We start from the raw sequence: 20087 nt of genomic DNA, 5'->3' as shown, positions 1-20087 counted from the left end.
GCCGCACTACAAGGTCGTAGTGCAGTTTCTCTAAGTCTATGTGTTTTAAGGGGTTCCATGGGTAGCGCTGTATTCGAGTTTCCACTAAAGGAAAAAGTACGTAACTATTTACGTGTTGAGCAGCTGCTTGGTCAACTTAAAATAACCGCCAAATCAGAACATACTCACCTTCAGCTTGTGTTTTTTGAACAACTTTTCGAACTGCTCGACTTAATAGAAAGGCTCGATCTTCGTTCAGATTTAACTAAAGATCTTGAAGCTCACGAGAAGAATTTAGTCTATTGGTCAAAACACCCCAAAATAGACAGTACGGCGTTAGAGCAAGCGTTAAAAACAGTACTTACATTAAAGCAAAAGCTTAAAACAGATCGCCGTTTTGGTAGCGCGCTTAAAGATGACAAATTGCTTAGCGCCATAAGACAGCGCTTTGCCATACCCGGTGGCGCATGTAGCTTTGACCTGCCTAATTTGCACTTTTGGCTACAGCAGCCGCTAGGACAGCGTCAAATTGAGATTGCACAATGGTTAGAGACTTTAGGGCTTCTTGACGATGCAATTGCGGTTAGCCTATCGTTTATCCGCGAACGAGGTCAGTTTGTAAATGCGGTGGCAGAGAATGGCTTTTATCAAGGTGCAGCGGAAGATAAAAACGAACTTATTCGCGTAAAGTGCAGCGTAGATGAAGGCTATTACCCAACCTTAAGTGGCAATAAATACCGTTACGCCCTGCGTTTTATGATGTTTTCCCCGCAAGAAGGCCAGGCTGGCGCAGTAGAAAACAGTATTCAGTTTCGTTTAGCGGCCTGCTAAACTCTGCCTTTATTCAATATTTTTCGTCTTGGGTACTTTCTTTGTTCATAGTTCATAGATTGTGCCGCCAAGACGTATTTCACTGGAGTCTATTATGGAAGTGAAATGTCCTATCTGCGCCAAACAGGTTGTATGGGCCCCAACAAGCGAATACCGCCCTTTTTGCAGCAAAAAATGTCAGCTTATTGATTTAGGCGAATGGGCTGCAGAAGACAGAAAAATTGCCGGCAAGCCTGCTGAGGACGCCACGCCAAAACATATAGACGTGGAAGAAATTGAGGCGATGTTAGCACAGCAGTCTGACGACTTTTTCAAACACTAAGACGCTAGTCAGTTATCTAAAAATCTACGCGAGGTAAGTGGGTAAACTCGCTCTCTCAGCTATTTTTCCTGTTTTCGAGCCACCTTCGCTGGTGTAGTATCAAGGCAATCAGAGTTAGTGTATTTAAGTTCAGATTTCGCGTTTCACTGCTATCGAAACCTGGTGTTACAAACACCCCGCTAGTTTCGTATAAAAATCTGGCAACAGCGCTTTTGGTTTTCACCGGTTTTTGACTGTTAAACACCGCTCTACCGCTTATTCACATTAGTAAAAAAGGAATATGAATGTTTAATTCTATCGCGCTTATTGGTGGCACTCATGGCAATGAAACCAGTGGTATTCAGCTTATTCGAAACTGGCAACAGTTCGGGCTACCTTCGCGATTTAATGAGTTGAATGTTTCATTGAATATAGCCAATGAAGCGGCCATTGATGCGAACGTGCGTTTTGTAGAAGAAGATTTAAACCGTCAGTTTACCTTTGAGCGTTTATCAGGTAACAACACCGCTAAAGAAGCCGTGCTTGCTAAATCGCTAAATGAGAAACTTGGCCCAAAGGGCAACTCAAATACCGATTTTGTTATTGATATTCACAATACCACCAGCGAGATGGGCGCCACGCTAATTATTCTAGAAGCGGATGAATTTCACGTTCAGTTAGCACGATTTGTTAAACAACAAATGCCCGAAGCGAATATTTTGGTGGAAGACGAAAAGCCTTATCTTGAACACGGTTATTTGTGTACTACCGGTAAGAAAGGGGTAATGATTGAAGTGGGCGGTCAGCCTCAAGGCGTATTAAGAGAAGATGTTTACCTTTTAACACAAACTATGGCCGAGGCTATTTTAGATTTTTGTGTAGCCTATAATAACCAAAAGATAGAAACAGACGCACTGCCTGAGTGTGAAGCCTTTCGCCTTGGTGAAAACGTCGGCTTTCCATTAGATGGAAATGGCGCGCGTACCGCGATGATCCACCACTCATTGCAAGACAATGATTTTAAGCCTCTATTACCAGGTTCTCCCATGTTTAGAACTTTTGACGGAAAAGATATTCTCTGGGACGGTGAGAAAGAAACCTACCCTCATTTCATTAATGAAGCAGCGTACTTCAAGCTGGACGTTGCGTTCGCTACGGCCCAGCGCATTACTCTGTAAGGATAAGGCGTTAGTTTCGTTAGCCCCTCGGAAACTTGCCACAGTGTTTGAATGCGTCTTCACGGGAAACCGAGCTTAGACTCATTAGATACTTGGTTTTGAAATTGCCAGTCAGTGGAGCTGACTGGCAATTTTACAGTAGTGATATCACTTACCTACGTACCCGTATTAACTTTCATGGCTTCTAATCATTGTTACTTTCAGCTCTGTCCTAATTTCTTGAAATTCTTATTAAAACAGTTCTATTTTAGGCTCTCGGGCCTCTTCAAACTCATTTTTCTCTTCAGATGAAGACTCATTAATATCGAAATGTATTTTACGCTGATCTTCCATCACATATTTTTCAAACATTTCTTTGGTGCTTAAATTGAACGACTCATCAAAATGCTCGCGGTTGTTAATGTATGACGAAAACTGCCCAAATAAACTTACAATAGCGTCTTGCTCTAGTTTCACATGCTCGGTGCGCTGGCGAATAATGTCTTGGAACTGAATTTTCGCGATGGCACCGCTTACTTTTACCGCAACGTCGGTGGCGCTTTGCGAGAAGCACGCCAGCATTTTAGGGTTTAGTTCTTCAAGCACACGATAGTGTTGCGTTATATTTTCAAGCGAATCAGAAAACCCAGTTAATAATTCACACGTATCGTTCGCACGTGTTGAATTAAGCATTTTTTCACCTTGAACATGTGCAGCGTCCAGCGCTGATTTTATGCCCGACTCTATTTTTTCAGCCGCTTCTGAAGACTGTGACGATAATATACGTACCTGTTCAGCTACCACAGCAAACCCCCGTCCGTATTCGCCAGCTCGCGCCGCTTCAATTGCAGCATTAAGGGCTAATAAATTGGTTTGCGAAGCAATATTTTTAACTAATTCGGTGAGTTCCTTTAGGTTTTCAACCTCACGCATTACCCCTTGAATGGCTTCAGTATCTGCAATCTGTTGCGCGCGCTGTGTATTAATCATTTCTTTTATATTAGACAGGCGCTGCGCCGCCAACTCAAACTCGGCTGCGCTTTTCTCCTTGCAATTGAGAGCATTCTTCTGACCCAATTCAACGTTGTCTATACTATCTTGAATACTGCTTTCAATCTCATACAGCGCTTTCATTAGCTCCATTGAGGCGTCTTCAGTTATTGCACTTATGCCATCCATTTGCCCTTTTAATATGGCTACGTAATCATTAACCTGAGCATGGGTTTCGCTTAACTGCGATGAAGTTTCTTGCAAATAGCTTTCTTGACGACTTAACTTGGCAGCAAACATGCGATTCTGTCGGTTTGCATACCAAGGCACAAAGGTCAACATTGCTAAAATAGTTGCACAGACTCCCCCCTGCAGGCCCATTATCTCTATAGGTATACTCAGCGACCCCACTACGCCTACTACTGTTACGGTTAAAAGCCCGCCCCAAAGTAAAAGCGAATCCTGCATGTTACCTGTCTTTTCCTTAAGCACTTTTATTTTCTCAGCGAGCACTGTTTCGTAATACTGCTTTGCTTTTTCAAGTACTTTCATGTTTTTACCTTATGCAGCTGGTACCAACTGCTTTACTACACCTAACAATTGCTCTGGCTCGACGGGTTTGACAAGCCAGCCTGTAGCACCAGCAGCTTTCGCTTCTTCTCGACGACTTTGCTGCGACTCCGTGGTTAACATCAACATGGGGGTAAACCTAAATTTAGATTGCTGCTTTAGTGTTTTTATTAGTTCTATACCGTTCATACCCGGCATGTTTAAATCCGTTATTATTAATTTGGGCGATATGGACTCAAGTGCCGCCATCGCTGCCTCTGCACTTTCTGATTTTGTTACTGTATAGCCTGCCCGTTTAAGCAGCATTTCCATACTCATTAGCATTGTTGCTGAATCATCTACTAAGTGTATTGCGCTCATTGCATTACCTCTTGTTTCTAGCCGATTAATTGTTTACATAATTCAGTATAGTCGTGTGCGCCACGACTTTGAGGTGCATAAGCAAAAACGGGTTTGTTTTGAGCAAATGCCTCGGCTAATTTGATACTCTTTCTTATGGGAACCAGCACTTTGTTGCGCCCGTAGCGTTCATACCAGCCACTAAGTTCTTGCCTGTGAAGCTTTAAATTTTGTTCAACCATTACGGGTAAAATGGTTAGCCTAGTCGCTCTAAACTTTCGCTCCGACATAGCGTTTCTGCAGGCCGTTAATAATTTTTGCACGCCGTCACTGGCAAGCGGTAAAGGCGTAGCTGGAATAATAATGTCGGTAGCGGCTGATAGCGCGGCCATCAGTTGCGGACTCAGGGTCGGCGGTGTATCGATTAACACAATGTCGAAATGTGTTGTAACAGGAACTGAGTCGCACCAATTGCGTAAAGTGTCTAAAGTAATGTTATCGTTCGTATTGGCCTTGTTCGTATCTACATTGGTTGCGTAAATGTTTTCTGAGCATTTCACTACTGACGTGAAAAAGTGGCTAATTGGCAATTCGGTAATCTCGATCTGTGGTGTACATCCAAGCGCTTTTAAGCCATGCATCACGTGTCCCTGATTATCAAGGTCTATGACCATAACTCGTTTACCCGCTTGGGCGAAACCATAAGCAAGGTTTACTACCGTTGTAGTTTTTGCTGTACCGCCTTTGCGATTAGCCACCGTTATTACTTTCATTCGCACCACACATTGCTTTTGTTATTCATCATTTTAGTGAGCCAAATCAGCTTTTCAGATTCTGGCCACACACTGACTTTTGGCTTCTTTGCGAGCAGTACCTGATATACCGCAGTGTGTGCACTGACTAAGGCCTTTAAATTAACTTGCCTAGAGACCTCTTCGTTTAGCCAGGCAAACAGACTTTCTGCCTCTTCAATTTCGCAATGTCCGGTCATCACCGCCACTTTCTTTTTGAACGCTATAGGCATTTGGCTAACACCTCTTGTACATTGATGATTAACAGCACACGCCCGTCACCAAGCAACGCTGTTCCCGAAAAGTGCGCGTATCCCGCTAGCACCCCTTCAAGAGGTTTTTGAATAACATCAATACCCTCATGAAATTTATCGATGATTAACCCGAACTCTCCCTGTGGTGTTGCTACCACCAAAATTGAGTGCTCTTCTTTTTCCTCTGCCTCTTCAAAACCCAATGCGTCGCGCAGATTACACAGTGGTATTAGCTTTTCTCGAATAACAAGAACCTGTTCGTTGCGAATGCGCTGAATGTCTGAGGTGGGCACTTTCACAGTTTCCACCACCGCATCCATTCCCACACCAAACATTTGGTCGTTTACTTCAAACATCATTACACGGTTAACCGACATAGTTTGAGGTAGCAGCAATTTGAAAGTAGTACCTACGCCTACTTCGCTGTGCATTTCGATAGTGCCGCCTGCCTGGCTTACCATTGTTTTTACCGCATCCATACCGACGCCGCGTCCAGACAAATCTGAGACTTGTTCTGAGGTAGAAAAACCAGCAGCGAATATAAGCTGTAGGGCTTCGTTATCGTCTAGGCTCTCTAGTTGAGCTTCGCTGATGACCCCTTTTTGAAAGGCGAGTAGTTTAATTTTTTGTGGGTCTATCCCTTTACCATCATCGCGGATTTCAATAATTACGCTGTCATCAAGGGGCGTAGCAATAAGGTCAATACGACCCATTTCTGACTTGCCCGCTGCAATCCGCTCAGACGGTGACTCAATACCGTGATCAATGCTGTTTCTCAATAAATGAATAAGCGGCTCTGAAAGTGATTCAATTAAGTTTTTATCGAACTCGGTGTCTTCACCCTGCATACAAAGCTCAATTTTTTTATCGAGCTTCCTCGCTAAGTCCCTCACTAAGCGAGGGTAGCGTTGGAATACATGAGAGACGGGTACCATGCGTATTTGCAATACCGCACTTTGCAGCGACTCAGTTAAGCGATTAACAATAGAAAAATGCGCTTTAATTTGCTTACTAAGCTTTCTACTTCCTCCTTCCTCCTCGGCTTGTTTGGCCAGATAAGGCAATGAGTTTTTCGCCACCGTGAGTTCGCCAACAATATCCATTAAGTAATCAATTTTAGCTTGGTCGACTTTTAGCATCTTAACTGCTTGGCGCTCGGTTTTTACTGGCTGTGCATTGTCTTCTGCGCTGCTTAAGGGTTTAGTGTCGCCCACAGCTTCAGCGCTCTCTGCTGTATGCTCGGTCTGCGATGCTTCTACTGATGTTTCTTCTGCGCTTTGTTGCTTTTGTACTTCATCGGCTTGTTCCTTAATTGTTTCGTCATCTAGCGCATTACAAATGGCAATGGCCACGGCGTCTTCGTCACTAAAGGTTTCGCCTAAGATATTTCCTACCAGTCCTGCGATAGAAGGAAACATAAACTCTGACTTATAGCTGTCTGAATTCAAAAGCGTGAGCTGTTGTGTAAGGATCGCTTTTTCGTGGGGCGCTAACGTTTTTCCACACAGCATAGAAGCATGTGGTGAATTTCCTCCAGCTTCCTGTGGGCTATCGTCGCCAAGTTTGCCAGCCGTGCTGTCGGTAGAAGTACTTTCTGCGCTAAATGCAGTACTGTCCTTATCAATATGAGTATTTTCACTACCACTTTCATTGGCTTGCGCGTCCCGATTCAGAAAGTCGAGTTCGCCTGCTGTCGATAAGCATTCCAGCACCGCGCGCTTCGCATCATCAAAAAGAGCATCACTTACGTCCTGGGAAGCAAGCAATAGCCCTGCACTAGCGTGCACCTGCTCAAGATCATTCTCTTTCAGTGCATCCGATAACGTTTGATCAGCAATAAGGGCAACATTATCTTTGATTTTATCTACGCAACTTGCTCTTAACGCTTGGCTAGTAAATACCGTAAGGGAATATTGCCCTTCGTAATAAGCCATGTGCTGCTTAATTGCGTCTGCATCTGCACAACCAAGTGCTTTGATATTGGTCATACAGTTGTAAATATCGGCATCATGGTTAAGTTCGGGCATATCTATGTTGAACGCTTTAAGACCCGGTAAAGCAAGCGCCACATTTATAGGGTCTTCACCCCGAAAGAAACAGCCTTCATCTGGCGTGTATTTAATATGGTAACAAAATGGCCCTTCGACCTGACTTAAAAGCTTAAGGTCAGCGTTATCACTAAAAGCCGCCAACATGTCTCTTTGTTCGTCAGTGAGTGTTTTATCATCTGATGATGTCAAATCATTATGTGCAGCGTTATTTTCGTTACCAGGCGCGTCTAAACCATTAGGGTCGATAAAATGCCTTAACTGTGCCCCTAACTTAGCCGAGATGGGTTGCCACTGCTCTAGGTCTTGTGAGCCCACCTCTAGTTCGTCAAACCATATCGAAATTTGATCTAAGGCTTCAAGCAGTAGGTCGCCTATATCGTCACTAAAAGCAACTTCGTTCGCTCTTACACTATCGAGCAAGTCCTCTGCCGCATGGGCTAACCGAGTTAAAGGTTTAATTTCAAATAAGTCAGACGACCCTTTGATAGTGTGTAAGTCCCGGAAGATTTTATCTACGCGTTCTGATGCTGGTCCCGACGATTGAATTGCTAACAGTTCTTGGCTTGCCGATTCTAAGTTTTCTCGCGACTCTCCAATAAAGACATCAAGTAATTCACTCATTGGCGCTCCCTCCAATCACTGCACTCACCACCGACTTCAGCATGTCTGCATCGACAGGTTTGGTCATGTAGTAATTTGCACCGCACTGATAAGCGCGCTCAGCATCTTGATTAGCCGACTCTGTGCTGATCATGATTATAGGCACTGCGCGTAAGGCATCGTTGCGGCGAATCTCTTTACACAGTCGATAGCCATCCATTTTTGGCATATTCACATCAACGAGAAACAAGTCGACCTGCGTCCCTATTGCTTTTTCTAGCGCCTCTACACCGTTTTCTGCTTCTTCAATGATCCTGTCAGGAGTAGATACCAGCATTTTATGGAACATTCTTACCGTAGAGGCATCATCAACAATCATTACTGTTTTCATGTTAAGCCCCTCCTGCAAGTGGCTTTTGATAGGCAATCACATCGCCAAACTTGCGAACCTTAAACATTGACGAAATTCGACTCATCGACTCGCTGTGTCCCAAAAAGATATAGCCGCCAGGCTTCATGGCGTCGTAAAGCACGTGCGCCGCTTTCTTTCGAGATTCATCATCAAAATAAATAAGCAGGTTGCGACAAAAAATAAGGTCAAAATGCCGAAACTGTTTCATGTTGCTGCCCGACAAAATATTAGCCAATGTGAATGACACCGACTCACGAATATCTTCACTTAGCTGGTATTGTCCATTGACTTCTTTGAAGTATTTTTTGACGAGAGGCAGCGGGATATTCTGTACAGAACGTTTTGAATAGAGCCCTTTCTTTGCTGAAGCCAGCACGTTGCTGTCGATATCAGATGAAACCAACTCTACATCTCTGTGTGCTAGGCCTTTCCAATACTCAATAAGGTATATTGCAATGGAGTATGGCTCCTCTCCCGTGCTTGAGGGAACTGACCAAATTCTCAAATCTTCTCCTGGCGCACGGTAACCATCTAGCTCATCCATGATGTCTCGTACCATTGCCTCAAACTGATATTCTTCTCGGAAGAAGTAGGTCTCATTTACCGTCATCGAATTAACGAGGTTTTGAAACTCTTCGCCGGATGCCTGGAACCGCATGTATGTAAAGTAGCTTTTAAAGTTCGGATGCCCCGTGGCTTTCATGCGTTCGTGGAGACGTTTATCCACAAAATAGCGCTTCGAGTCTTCGAAGTGGATCCCCGTTTTTCGGTAAAACATAGAGCGGAACCGCTCGAAGTCGGCAGCATCTATTTTTTCTAATGCTGCGTTACTCATCGGCGCCTCTCACCTGGCTTCTTATCAAAGAGATCACAAATTGAATGTAGCTATGACGTGGGAAGCGGCTTTCTACTGTTTGCAAAATGTCGAGTGTTGATGCATCGGCAATCTCTGCAAGTTTATCGAGCGCTGTGCCAACCACATTTTCATTGTCATCGTTTAGAGCAAACTGGTGCAGCCAATTTACCGCTTCAATGTGTGCTACGGCACCAATGATATCTACACAAAAAATACGTGTATCCGGATCTTTATCCTGCATAAGAAGGGTAACATTCGCCGCAAATACATCTGGATTTTGTTGCATAAGTTCTATAGCACCGTTTCGAAGCTGCACGTTTTCGCTCTTAAGTAAGCTGAGCACTTGGGATGCGTGACGGCCTGACATATCTTGCTCAAGTGCACTAAATAGCGCTTCAATAACGGTCGGATCGTCCTCGAAAGGCAGCCGTCTGAGAAACTCGTCACAGGCTACTTTTCGACCACTCAAATCTCTAATAGCCCATCGACGCATGTCACCATCGTTTGAGTTAAGGTCGCTAACGAGTTGTTCTGTAGTTCGGGGGGTCTCGCGCTTTTCTTCAAAGTCTTCGGAAATATTGGAAACAGGCTCCACTTTCTTTTTTAAACCCATTTTTTTACTACTCCTATTAACGACAAAGCGCATTTAACTTCGACGCGACCTTCGGACTGTCAAGTACAAAACTGGCACAGCCAGCTTCGATAAGCTCTTTAGGCATACCAAACACCACCGATGTGGCCTCGCTCTCTGCGATTGTTGTTGCACCCTCTTTATAAGCTTTACTCATAGCGGTAACGCCATCACTTCCCATTCCTGTTAGCTGAACGCATAGCATGGAAAGTGGTTTATAGCAGGTAAGCGCACTATCAACCATTCGATCTACACTGGGGTGCCATAAAAAGCTCGGACTAGAGGGTACTGGTCGAGCAAAAACCTCACTCCCTGCTTTAGAAAAAGCAAGATCCGCATCACCTTTCGCTAAATAGACGGTGCCTGGTTTTATTGACATTTTACTGTCGACTTCAACAACATTAAGCGAACTTAAACCATCTAACCGCTTCGCCAGTGCACAGGTGAAAGATGCTGGCATATGCTGAGAGATGACAATCGGCACAGGAAAAGAAGGATTCAGATTCGCAACCAAATGCTCTAGTTTCTTAGGACCACCGGTTGAAACCCCGACTAACACCACTTCAAAGGGTACATTTTTGTTACTCCGAACCACTTTTTGTTTAACGACAGGCGGTGTTTTGGTGGTGGGACGTTGGGGCTTACCTGTTTTAGTGAGTGCGTGAATTTTATTGATAAGTGGGATTTCTAAATCTGAAATGTCCCTTGAAACAGTGCCGCCAGTTTTTAGAACAAAGTCACTAGCACCGAGCGCCAGTGCCTCTAACGTAATAGTCGCGCCTTTTTGTGTTAATGAAGACACCATAATGATGGGGCAGGTATAAAGCTTTTTCAGCATGGCTAAGCATGTCATACCGTCCATTACCGGCATGTTAATATCTAATGTTATGCAGTCTGGTTCGAACTCTACGGCTTTGGTTAAGGCTTCTTCACCATTGCGCGCTACCCTAACGATAAAGCCCTCTTTCTCGAAGAGCTCCGTAAATAACTTTCGCATTAACGCTGAATCATCAACAATAAGCACTTTAACTGACATAGATAGCCTCAAACGTTAGCTAACATTGCTCTTGGGCCGCTGCTACGGCATTGTCGTTGAGCAACACATTGGGTTCAATGATTTGGATGATGCGCTTTTCGTCGTTCAGCTTTATCAAACGGTTTAAGAATTCAGACTGCATCTCTGATAGCGATGGGGCCTCTTCGATAGTTTGCCTGACCACCGTTTTTACTTCCGCTACACCGTCCACGATAAAACCTGTGCGCTGTTTATCTTTTGTGAGGACAACGATTCGTTGACGCTCTGAAGTCTCACTACACGGCATCCCCAAACGGCTGCGTAGATCAATAACAGGCAGTACCGTTCCGCGAAGATTGACGATGCCTTTGAGATAATCTGGCGTGCTCGGCACGCTTTCTAGCTTTTCGGGCACCCTCGTAATCTCTTGTGTATCGTCAATACTTACGCCAAATTCCTGACCATTAATCCAGAAAATCACGTATTGCTCGCAATCATCTTCATCAAACGTAACTTCGTTACTTTCGCTCATTTGCGACTCCTGCTTAATATCATCATCGATACTCGTAAGCGCACTCATGAGCGCGCGCCCATAGATATTAGGAAGGTTAATAATGGAGACCAGACGCTTTCCACCATCGCTGCGGTACACAGCTTCAAGAAGTCCAGATTCCGCACCGTCGTTACAGACTGATGGCACGCTTTCTAGCTCAGTTTCGGAAATGGATACGACGTTACTGACCTTAGCAACAATAAAGCCTACACTACCAAACTCAGTGTTTTGAGTGACCACAATGCGAGATGTTTCATTAATTTGTGTGGGCATCATGCCAATGGCATTTGATAAGTCGACTATAGGAATAATGCGGCCGCGCAGATTAACCAAACCGAGGACAGCCGGGGCACTTTCTGGTAGTTGTGATATCTCTGCGGGAACTCTCACAATCTCTTCCACATCTTGAAGATGGAAAGCAAATTCTTGGTCTTCTAGCGAAAAACAGACTAGCTGCTGTAAGCTGTCATCAGCGTCTATACACTCACTTTCATCGCTATCTATGCGCTGCATACCGGATAATTGCATTGCGCTTCCGCCTTGCTTGGTCACCGCTTGCGCTTTTGCCAATGCTAATACATCTAAAATTTGCTCTACCGGCTCTTCGCTTTGTTTAATAATGCCAAGCATATAGTCATAAACGATAGAGTCGGTCATTGATGCTTTATCGATAACAGCGCCTTCAGCCACACTGTAAACGCGAAGCACTCGGTCAACTAAAAAGCCTATACTTCCAAGGTCAGTTTCCACCACAACAACACGAGTAGCATCACTAACTTCTGCATGGCGACCAAGCAAAATAGCGCTTAAGTCATAAACTGGAAGCACATTTCCCCGTAGGTTTGCTAGCCCCATCATTTGCGGTGGGCCGAGAGGCACTGAAACCATAGTCGGTACACGAATAATTTCACCCACCGATAACATGGGAAAGGTAAAGCGTTCTTGTTCGACTAAGAAAGATACGAACTGTTGCTCACTGTCTGAAACCTGCTCCAGGTTAGCGTCAGTTTCATTGAATGTAGTGTCGTTACTCATGAGGCAAGCTCCCCCTGTAAAGTCTTTTGCGATGAACTAGCCGTTTTGCATTTCGTCAGCTACCGAAGCAATTTCTTCAATAGACTTGGCTAACATTTCCATACCTTTACTTTGCTGCTCAGCTGCGCTAAGCGCTTGCTGACAATTGCTGCTCGCTTGTTCGTTGGCCGTTGCAATTTGTTCTAAACCGCGCTGGGCCTGGGTCACTCCTGCAGCAATTTCTTCACCACGGTCTTTCATTGCCTTGTTGTAATCCAACACTTCGCCTATGTCTGTTGAGATTTGTTCAACATCTCTTGTAGTCTGTTTGGCTTTCATTACCTCTCTCGAAGCGCTTTCAGCAACATTAGTTAGGTCGGTCTTTACACTTACTGTCTGATCTTGAATCGCTTTGATTAGGTCTTTTATTTGCTCTACATTTTCTGCAGCTTCATCAGCTAGGCTTTGTATATCCGCGGACACCACCGCAAAACCTTTACCGTACTCACCTGCGCGTGCAGCCTCTACCGCACCATTAACGGCCAGCATGCTGGTTTTAACCGAAACCGTTGTGATCGTATCTATCACTTTATCTATTTGGCGTGTCATAACTTCCATCTCACTGATGGCGCTGACGTTTTCTTTACTGGTTTCTAAGGCCAAATTTATACCGCTAACCATTTCTTCAATTAGCGAGCGATTTTCTTGAAGCAGCCTCGTAATTGCTTCGCCTTTTTCAAGTGCTATATCACTTTGCGTTGATGCTCTTTCGACGCCTTCTCTTAACAGATCGATATTACCCACAGCTTGGTCAACTGAACTCGCAGCCTGTTGAGCACCGTTATTGACCTGAGTAAGTGCCGTCATTATTTCGCTTGAAGAGCGGTTAATCTCTTCTAAACTCGCCGACAGTTCCTCAGCTGAAGATGCGACTTCCTCTGCGCTTTTATTGATATCAGTGCTGTTTTTAAGCTCTTCGGTGATTATCTCTAAAGACTGCGATGCCTGTTCAGCCTGTGACAAAGCGACACTTTGCTCAGAAACATTCGATGAAACTTCTTGTGCTGCGGTGGATTGTTCGTCGGCAGCACAAGAGATGATTTCTGAACCAGCTTGAATTTCGCGAGCCGCAGCGTCCATTGACTTCACCTGTGCCTGCAATTCTTCTGCGCCGTCAGCAATGCTTTGCATATCCGCTTTGATAGTGGTGAGCTGTTCGGTAACGGCTTCCCCTTTATTCACTTCTTCAAGCGCTGCTTCCGAAGAAGATTTAACAGCATCTGAAACGCGATTTGACTGCTCTTGAATTTGCTCTATCTGCTTTGCAATATCCGCCGCACTTTTATCTGACACTTCGGCAAGTGCACGGACAGTATCAGCGACCACCGCAAATCCTTTTCCGTGTTTACCTGCGCGGCCTGCCTCTATTGCGGCATTGAGGGCTAGCAAGTTAGTTTGATCTGCAATTCGGGTAACCTGCTTGACAGCTTCACCGATGTTTGAGGCTTGCTGCTCAAGTTCACTCATCATTACGACCGAACGCGATTGGTGCTCTGATGCAGTTTTAACGCTGGTCATCATGGCGCTTAAATCACCAACTACCCGTTCAAGGTAGGTTTGGAGCTCGTTGGTTTTACCCATTGTAGAGGCAGCTAGTTCAAGCTGTGCCACTAAACCACCGGAAATCTGTGTCACTGCCGCCAAGCTTTCCTGGCTCGCACTGCTAGACTCTTCCGCTCCTGCGGCAATTTCGTTAACCGCAGTGGACAGTTGATCTGTAGCGCTTGAAGCCTGGTTAATACCGCTAGCAAGCTCGGCTGTTGCTGATGCTACGCGCTCTGCAGCTTGCTGCTGTCTTGCTAGGGTTCTTGCTTTGCGGCGCTCCTCTTCCGCTTCTTTTCTCATTTTAGCGTCTACGTGGACGGTAGGGGTTACAGCCTGTTCAGTGGACTTTTTGAGCGCCATAATTAACCTCGATATTTAGATGGCCATTCGTTGACTGCATTAAATATCGTTTAAAAAAAGCGCTATTTGAGTATAAAAACAAATACTTTTGTATGATTATTACTACGACAAGTTCTTTTACCGTGGCCTGCAAAACAATGTGGCGCAAATGTCATAAAAGACACGATTTCGTACATGTTTATAAAAACAAAAGCTTATATATGTATTGAAGTCGAAGACGACAAGACCGACTTTGTCAAAGTACAAAAGTCTAATAGGGCTAACGTTAGGGTGAAGTTTTTTGGAGATAAACTACTTATAAATGATTAACTTATACCTAAGTATAAGAAAAAAGCGGCTATTAGCCGCTTTGATATTTTAACGATGCTTCGCTTCTGCGGTTAGCTGATACAAATTGTGTTAGCTGTGTAACTATATAAGTATTCCAGGTATCAGCTTTGCAATGCGTTGATTATAGGAACGTTCGCTTCTGGGAAATCTTCGGCGTTAAGCGCCTGCACATTAACCCACCGCGACTGTTGACCTTCTTTGCCATGAGGTTCACCGGTAAAGTCATATACACGATGAACGTCTAGTTTAACTTGCTTGTCGCCGTAATCATGAGTTATCACAATCACCGGCTCACTGTGGTTTACGCTAATACCAACTTCTTCAGCAAGCTCTCGCTTCAGCGCCTGTAGAACGGTCTCACCTTCTTCTACTTTGCCGCCGGGAAATTCCCATTTCCCGCCCTGATGAACATCGTCAGGGCGAAGAGTAATGAATATTTCATCGCCGCGGGCGATAACGCCCACAGCAACATGTACTACTTTCATTACTTAAGCTTGCCGTGGCACTGCTTGTACTTTTTACCAGAGCCACAAGGACATGGGTCGTTACGGCCTACTTTCGCGCCTTCGCGAACTTGGGTACGTACTTTGTCACTTGCTTCTTCAGGCGTTGTACTCGCTTCTTCGTGCTCGAAGTTCTTAGGCACATCGTCAGCTTGACGACGTTGCTCTTCTACCTTTTGCACGTCTTCTTCAGCTTGTACTTTTACACGCGCAAGAATCGTGATCACTTCAACTTTAAGTGCTTCTAGCATTTGCGAGAACAAGGCAAAGGACTCACGCTTGTACTCTTGCTTAGGGTTCTTCTGCGCGTAGCCACGTAGGTGAATACCTTGGCGTAGATGATCCATTGCTGCCAGATGCTCTTTCCAATGGCTATCTAGGTTTTGAAGCATTACCGCTTTTTCAAACTGACGCAGTACTTGTTCACCTACCACTTCTTCTTTTTGCTTATAGGCACTGACCACTTCACCTAAAATTCGCTCACGAAGCTTCTCTTCGTAAAGCTTGTCGTCATTTTCAAGCCAAGTCTTAATTGGCAGGTCTACGGCGAAGTCGGCACGCATGCGCTCTTCAAGGCCGCTTACGTCCCACATTTCCTCAAGAGATTGTGGAGGAATGTACTCATCGACAACGCTCGAAATAACGTCTTCACGGATAGCTGCGATAGTCTCGCTAATATCACCTTCGTCAAGAAGTTCATTACGCTGCTCGTAAATAACTTTACGCTGATCGTTGGCTACATCATCGTATTCAAGCAACTGCTTACGAATATCGAAGTTACGACCTTCTACTTTGCGCTGTGCATTTTCAATGGCGCGAGTTACCCATGGGTGCTCAATGGCTTCACCACGCTCCATACCCAAACGCTTCATCATATTGCCCATTTTCTCAGAGGCAAAAATACGCATTAGCGCATCGTCTAATGACAGGTAGAAACGGCTTGAACCGGGGTCGCCCTGACGGCCTGAACGTCCGCGAAGCTGGTTATCAATACGGCGAGATTCGTGACGCTCTGTACCAATAATGTGTAGACCACCAGATTCAAGCACTGCGTCGTGGCTTTTCTTCCATTCAGCTTTAATCTTTTCGATTTGCGCTTCAGTTGGATTTTCAATTTTCTCAACTTCTGCTTGCCAGTTACCACCTAGCACGATATCGGTACCACGGCCTGCCATGTTGGTCGCAATGGTTACAGCACCGGGTTTACCAGCCTGTGCGACGATATCTGCTTCGTGTTCATGGAACTTAGCGTTTAGTACCTTATGAGGGATTTTTGATTTCTTAAGAATGCGAGAAATCAGCTCTGAGTTCTCGATAGACACCGTACCCACTAGCGTAGGCTGACCGCGTTTAACGCACTCTTTAATGTCTTCAACAATGGCTTCGTATTTTTCTTCTGCCGTTAGGTAGATAAGGTCAGCCATGTCTTTACGCTGCATAGGGCGGTTGGTTGGAATAACCACCGTTTCTAAGCCGTAGATATGATTAAATTCAAAGGCTTCTGTATCGGCAGTACCTGTCATACCTGCAAGCTTGTTGTACAAGCGGAAGTAATTCTGGAAGGTAATTGACGCAAGGGTTTGGTTTTCGTTTTGAATACGAACCCCTTCTTTCGCTTCTACGGCCTGGTGTAAACCTTCAGACCAGCGACGGCCTTCCATAGTACGACCCGTGTGCTCGTCAACAATGACTATTTGGTCGTCTTTAACAATGTAATCTACGTCTTTCGCGAACAGCTTGTGAGCCCGTAGTGCAGCGTTTATATGGTGAAGCAATGAAATATTACCAGCAGCGAACAGCGACTCACCTTCAGGCAATAAGCCTTCTTCGTGAAGTATCTCTTCAACGTGTAACTGACCGCGCTCGGTAAGGTGAATTTGTTTTGCTTTAAGGTCGATAGTGTAATCACCATCGCCTTCTTGGCCCTCTTCATCTTCCTTTTCTTGCTGAACAAGCTTAGGAATAATGACGTTGATACGGCGATATAATTCTGAGCTATCTTCAGCCTGGCCAGAGATAATAAGTGGCGTACGGGCTTCGTCGATTAGGATGGAGTCAACTTCATCCACTACTGCATAGTTAAGCGGGCGCTGAACACGATCTTGCGGGCTGAACGCCATATTGTCGCGTAGGTAATCAAAACCAAACTCGTTGTTGGTTCCATAGGTAACATCTGCTTGGTAAGCGTCGCGCTTTTGCTCAGGTGACATACCCGGTACGTTGCAACCTACGCGCATACCTAAAAACATGAATAACTGATTACTCCACTCAGCATCACGACGTGCTAGGTAGTCATTCACGGTAACAACATGAACACCTTTGCCCGATAGGGCATTAAGGTAAGTTGGCAAAGTAGCCGTAAGGGTTTTACCTTCACCGGTACGCATTTCGGAAATTTTGCCTTCGTGCAGTACTTGACCGCCAAGCATTTGCACGTCGAAGTGACGCATACCGTAAACACGTTTACTGGCTTCACGTACCGTAGCAAAGGCTTCAATAAGGATGCTATCCAGGCTTTCACCTTTTTCGATACGGGCTTTAAATTCGTCCGTCTTAGCCTTTAGCGCCTCATCGGAAAGCTTTTCAAATTCTGCTTCCAGTGCATTAATGGCATCTACGTTTTTGCGTAATTTTTTTAATAATCGGTCGTTTCTACTACCGAATACTTTTCGAAGGATGCTTGAAAACATTAGCTTTTATATTCCACTACTTGTCGAGGCGCCGCACATCGTGCACAGCTAAATTAAACGTATAAAACACAATATTAAATGCGTTGTGTTCTGCGATGTTCTTAAATTATGCTTCTTCGCTTCAAATGACCTAACTAACAAGGCATTATCGACGAGAATTACCTGGCTGCTACCTACGCTATTTTTTGTAAACGAAAGGCAGAGGATCGATTGGTTTTCCGTTTCTTATTACTTCGTAGTGGACATGAACGCCAGTTGAGCGCCCCGTATTGCCCATTTTTGCAATTGGCTCCCCTTTGGTCACCACATCGCCTATTGAAACAGTAAGGGTGTCGTTGTGCCCATAGCGGGTAACATAGCCATCACCGTGATCAATTTCTACTAGTTGGCCATAGCCATAGCGCTCACCCGCCCAGGTCACAATACCTGCGGCAGTTGCTACTACGTTTTCCCCTGCTTTACCCGCGAAGTCTAGCCCTTTGTGCATAGTAGGTTCGCCAGTAAACGGGTCGGCCCGCATACCATAATAAGAAGACAACCACCCTGACTCTATCGGACGACCAGATAATTGGCTCTGTTCGTTGATATGGTGACCCCTTACCAAACTTTCAAGCATAGACAACTGTTGAGACTTTAAATCAAGTGATTGCTCTAGTTTGGCTATATCATGAAGGATGGGGTCGTCTTGGAGGTTTTCCGGTATCGATACCGGTACGAAAGCGTCCAGGTCAGCCGCTGACATACCTAATTCTGTTGCGATTTGCTTGCCCTTTTCGTCAAGTAGCGAGGCCTGTGCAGACAATTCTGCTACATGAGAAAGCAAAGCTTTTAGTTTTATCGTTGTTTGTTGCTTTAGCGCTTCAACGTCTTTTTGTTTTTCGCTGACTTCAGTCTGCGCTAAGCGAACCCGTGCGACATCCTCCGACACAGATTCAGTAGAACGGCTCGACACTAGCATAAAAATAGACGAGAGCACGGTTGCGCTCACGAGCGTACGGACACTAATGCTGTGTCTGTAGCGTTTATTTTTACCTGCTAATGTGATTGTTAATTTCATACCACGAAGAAAATTGCTGTTTCACGCCACTCTTTTTCATACTACTTCATAACACTATGAATGTGTTTTAGCCAAAGGCGACAACCTTCAACTTATAGTTTTTTTGTCGAATGGGTGAAATTTATATTAATTATTCGGCTACTGTATCATTTATTACAGTAATTGCCATATGAAAAAAAGCCGCCCGTTAGGCGGCTTTTTTAAATTTTTACGCTAACGCGGGTTGAGCATAACGAATGGGTGCCGTTTCCTGCGAGTCGTAGGTCACAAACTCCCAACACTCCTTTTGCGCAAGCACTGCGTTTAGTAGCTTGTTGTTCAGACCATGGCCTGTTTTGTACGCACGCAATTCACCAATCAAACTGTGGCCGCCAAGATATAAGTCACCAATAGCGTCCAGAATTTTGTGTTTTAAGAATTCATCATCGTAGCGCAACCCTTCAGGGTTGAGTACGCGGAATTCGTCCAACGCCACTGCGTTTTCCATGCTGCCACCCAACGCTAGGTTGTTAGCATTCATGTACTCTAAATCGCGCATGAAACCGAAGGTACGTGCACGGCTTACTTCATTCACATACGAACATGAATCGAAATCCATCACCATATGCTGACGAGTTTGACTGATCACAGGGTGGTCAAAGTCAATTTGGAAATCAACACGGAAGCCATCGTAAGGCACTAACTCGGCCCACTTATCGCCATCTTCTACACGAACTGGCTTTTTAATACGAATAAACTGCTTAGGCGCGTTTAGCTCTTCAACACCAGCAGATTGAAGTAAAAATACGAACGGGCTAGCACTTCCGTCCATAATTGGCAGCTCGTTACTGTCTACTTCAACAATAATGTTGTCGATGCCTAAACCTGCAAGTGCAGACGCTAAGTGCTCTACCGTTTGGATAGTTACACCGTCTTCGTTGTTTAGGCACGTACACAGCATGGTATTACCTACCGCGTTCGCACGCGAAGGTATGTCAACATGTGGTTCAAGGTCAACACGCCTAAACACGATACCCGTGTTTGCTGGCGCAGGTCGGAGAGTCATTGTGACCTTTTCCCCTTTATGAAGCCCAATTCCGGTCTCTTGTACCGATTGCTTGATTGTACGTTGTCTAATCATCTGCTTAAGCTTTTACCTATTAAAAAAGCGGGCGCGAATTATAGAGAGTTATTACTCACATGTCAAAAAACACCCGTT

The 20087-nt window shown here is 44.9% G+C and carries 18 protein-coding genes; 3 read left to right on the top strand and 15 right to left on the bottom strand.

Translation table 11 applies throughout. The features are described 5' to 3' along the window. Positions 1-57 precede the first annotated feature (57 nt). The 3 genes from zapD (at position 58) to ACXAGK_RS06610 (ending at position 2289) form a co-directional block, all read left to right on the top strand. Entirely contained in the window at positions 58-810 is a 753-nt protein-coding gene (gene zapD / locus ACXAGK_RS06620) for a cell division protein ZapD (RefSeq protein ID WP_474855036.1), read from the top strand. Positions 811-904: 94 nt separating this feature from the next. Next, the gene (gene yacG, locus ACXAGK_RS06615; RefSeq protein WP_014950407.1) at positions 905-1132 is read left to right on the top strand and encodes a DNA gyrase inhibitor YacG; all 228 of its coding nucleotides are present in this window, start codon (positions 905-907) and stop codon (positions 1130-1132) included. 284 nt (positions 1133-1416) lie between these two features. Next, entirely contained in the window at positions 1417-2289 is an 873-nt protein-coding gene (locus ACXAGK_RS06610) for an aspartoacylase (RefSeq protein WP_474855034.1), read from the top strand. Positions 2290-2520: 231 nt separating this feature from the next. Here the strand turns inward: ACXAGK_RS06610 and ACXAGK_RS06605 are convergent, their stop codons facing one another. The 15 genes from ACXAGK_RS06605 to lpxC all read right to left on the bottom strand — a co-directional run bounded on the left by ACXAGK_RS06605 (position 2521) and on the right by lpxC (position 20009). Next, positions 2521-3810 carry a methyl-accepting chemotaxis protein gene (locus ACXAGK_RS06605; RefSeq protein WP_474855032.1) on the bottom strand — a complete coding sequence of 430 codons (1290 nt, stop codon included), beginning with the start codon at positions 3808-3810 and terminating at the stop codon, positions 2521-2523. Positions 3811-3819: 9 nt separating this feature from the next. Continuing rightward, positions 3820-4188 carry a response regulator gene (locus ACXAGK_RS06600; RefSeq protein WP_012519437.1) on the bottom strand — a complete coding sequence of 123 codons (369 nt, stop codon included), beginning with the start codon at positions 4186-4188 and terminating at the stop codon, positions 3820-3822. Between the two features lie 17 nt (positions 4189-4205). Then, complete coding sequence (locus ACXAGK_RS06595) at positions 4206-4940, bottom strand: ParA family protein (RefSeq protein ID WP_474855030.1); 735 nt, start codon at positions 4938-4940, stop codon at positions 4206-4208. Next, a complete protein-coding gene (locus ACXAGK_RS06590; RefSeq protein ID WP_136782013.1) occupies positions 4937-5191 on the bottom strand; it encodes a hypothetical protein in 255 nt (84 codons plus the stop codon). Before ACXAGK_RS06590 ends, ACXAGK_RS06595 begins: the two co-directional genes overlap by 4 nt. Then, entirely contained in the window at positions 5182-7884 is a 2703-nt protein-coding gene (locus ACXAGK_RS06585; RefSeq protein WP_474855028.1) for a chemotaxis protein CheA, read from the bottom strand. Before ACXAGK_RS06585 ends, ACXAGK_RS06590 begins: the two co-directional genes overlap by 10 nt. Next, a complete protein-coding gene (locus ACXAGK_RS06580) occupies positions 7877-8254 on the bottom strand; it encodes a response regulator (protein ID WP_179984258.1) in 378 nt (125 codons plus the stop codon). The genes ACXAGK_RS06585 and ACXAGK_RS06580 overlap by 8 nt, the downstream gene beginning before the upstream one ends. 1 nt (position 8255) lies before the next feature. Next, positions 8256-9110, bottom strand: a complete 855-nt coding sequence (locus ACXAGK_RS06575; RefSeq protein WP_474805366.1) for a CheR family methyltransferase — start codon at positions 9108-9110, stop codon at positions 8256-8258. Then, positions 9103-9744, bottom strand: a complete 642-nt coding sequence (locus ACXAGK_RS06570; protein WP_474855025.1) for a HEAT repeat domain-containing protein — start codon at positions 9742-9744, stop codon at positions 9103-9105. The genes ACXAGK_RS06575 and ACXAGK_RS06570 overlap by 8 nt, the downstream gene beginning before the upstream one ends. Before the next feature lie 16 nt (positions 9745-9760). Further along, positions 9761-10798: a chemotaxis-specific protein-glutamate methyltransferase CheB gene (cheB, locus tag ACXAGK_RS06565; RefSeq protein WP_474855023.1), complete on the bottom strand. Its 1038-nt coding sequence runs from the start codon at positions 10796-10798 to the stop codon at positions 9761-9763. A gap of 19 nt (positions 10799-10817) precedes the next feature. Continuing rightward, positions 10818-12365, bottom strand: a complete 1548-nt coding sequence (locus ACXAGK_RS06560) for a chemotaxis protein CheW (protein WP_474855021.1) — start codon at positions 12363-12365, stop codon at positions 10818-10820. A gap of 36 nt (positions 12366-12401) precedes the next feature. Further along, positions 12402-14309 (bottom strand): methyl-accepting chemotaxis protein, encoded by a 1908-nt coding sequence (locus tag ACXAGK_RS06555; protein ID WP_474855019.1) that lies wholly within the window; start codon positions 14307-14309, stop codon positions 12402-12404. Between the two features lie 431 nt (positions 14310-14740). Then, positions 14741-15124: an 8-oxo-dGTP diphosphatase MutT gene (gene mutT / locus ACXAGK_RS06550; protein ID WP_474855017.1), complete on the bottom strand. Its 384-nt coding sequence runs from the start codon at positions 15122-15124 to the stop codon at positions 14741-14743. Further along, positions 15124-17832, bottom strand: coding sequence for a preprotein translocase subunit SecA (secA, locus tag ACXAGK_RS06545; protein ID WP_474855015.1), 2709 nt, complete (start codon positions 17830-17832; stop codon positions 15124-15126). The genes mutT and secA overlap by 1 nt, the downstream gene beginning before the upstream one ends. 178 nt (positions 17833-18010) lie before the next feature. Further along, positions 18011-18889 carry a peptidoglycan DD-metalloendopeptidase family protein gene (locus tag ACXAGK_RS06540; RefSeq protein ID WP_474805359.1) on the bottom strand — a complete coding sequence of 293 codons (879 nt, stop codon included), beginning with the start codon at positions 18887-18889 and terminating at the stop codon, positions 18011-18013. A 208-nt stretch (positions 18890-19097) separates the two neighbouring features. Further along, on the bottom strand, positions 19098-20009 hold the full coding sequence (gene lpxC / locus ACXAGK_RS06535) for a UDP-3-O-acyl-N-acetylglucosamine deacetylase (RefSeq protein ID WP_474805358.1): 912 nt from the start codon (positions 20007-20009) through the stop codon (positions 19098-19100). Positions 20010-20087 lie beyond the last annotated feature (78 nt).

Source organism: Alteromonas sp. ABM1_013, from assembly GCF_056160505.1.
Note: the sequence above shows the minus strand (reverse complement) of the source record. Positions and strands in the feature narration are given on the sequence as shown.

What these genes read in the sequence shown, in the direction of transcription:
- yacG (WP_014950407.1), top strand. Translation starts at nt 905, where the DNA reads ATGGAAGTGAAATGTCCTATCTGCGCCAAACAGGTTGTATGGGCCCCA.
- ACXAGK_RS06585 (WP_474855028.1), bottom strand. Translation starts at nt 7,884, where the DNA reads ATGAGTGAATTACTTGATGTCTTTATTGGAGAGTCGCGAGAAAACTTA.
- ACXAGK_RS06555 (WP_474855019.1), bottom strand. Translation starts at nt 14,309, where the DNA reads ATGGCGCTCAAAAAGTCCACTGAACAGGCTGTAACCCCTACCGTCCAC.
- ACXAGK_RS06575 (WP_474805366.1), bottom strand. Translation starts at nt 9,110, where the DNA reads ATGAGTAACGCAGCATTAGAAAAAATAGATGCTGCCGACTTCGAGCGG.
- ACXAGK_RS06560 (WP_474855021.1), bottom strand. Translation starts at nt 12,365, where the DNA reads ATGAGTAACGACACTACATTCAATGAAACTGACGCTAACCTGGAGCAG.
- ACXAGK_RS06605 (WP_474855032.1), bottom strand. Translation starts at nt 3,810, where the DNA reads ATGAAAGTACTTGAAAAAGCAAAGCAGTATTACGAAACAGTGCTCGCT.
- ACXAGK_RS06600 (WP_012519437.1), bottom strand. Translation starts at nt 4,188, where the DNA reads ATGAGCGCAATACACTTAGTAGATGATTCAGCAACAATGCTAATGAGT.
- zapD (WP_474855036.1), top strand. Translation starts at nt 58, where the DNA reads ATGGGTAGCGCTGTATTCGAGTTTCCACTAAAGGAAAAAGTACGTAAC.
- ACXAGK_RS06595 (WP_474855030.1), bottom strand. Translation starts at nt 4,940, where the DNA reads ATGAAAGTAATAACGGTGGCTAATCGCAAAGGCGGTACAGCAAAAACT.
- cheB (WP_474855023.1), bottom strand. Translation starts at nt 10,798, where the DNA reads ATGTCAGTTAAAGTGCTTATTGTTGATGATTCAGCGTTAATGCGAAAG.
- ACXAGK_RS06570 (WP_474855025.1), bottom strand. Translation starts at nt 9,744, where the DNA reads ATGGGTTTAAAAAAGAAAGTGGAGCCTGTTTCCAATATTTCCGAAGAC.
- mutT (WP_474855017.1), bottom strand. Translation starts at nt 15,124, where the DNA reads ATGAAAGTAGTACATGTTGCTGTGGGCGTTATCGCCCGCGGCGATGAA.
- ACXAGK_RS06590 (WP_136782013.1), bottom strand. Translation starts at nt 5,191, where the DNA reads ATGCCTATAGCGTTCAAAAAGAAAGTGGCGGTGATGACCGGACATTGC.
- lpxC (WP_474805358.1), bottom strand. Translation starts at nt 20,009, where the DNA reads ATGATTAGACAACGTACAATCAAGCAATCGGTACAAGAGACCGGAATT.
- ACXAGK_RS06580 (WP_179984258.1), bottom strand. Translation starts at nt 8,254, where the DNA reads ATGAAAACAGTAATGATTGTTGATGATGCCTCTACGGTAAGAATGTTC.
- ACXAGK_RS06540 (WP_474805359.1), bottom strand. Translation starts at nt 18,889, where the DNA reads ATGAAATTAACAATCACATTAGCAGGTAAAAATAAACGCTACAGACAC.
- secA (WP_474855015.1), bottom strand. Translation starts at nt 17,832, where the DNA reads ATGTTTTCAAGCATCCTTCGAAAAGTATTCGGTAGTAGAAACGACCGA.
- ACXAGK_RS06610 (WP_474855034.1), top strand. Translation starts at nt 1,417, where the DNA reads ATGTTTAATTCTATCGCGCTTATTGGTGGCACTCATGGCAATGAAACC.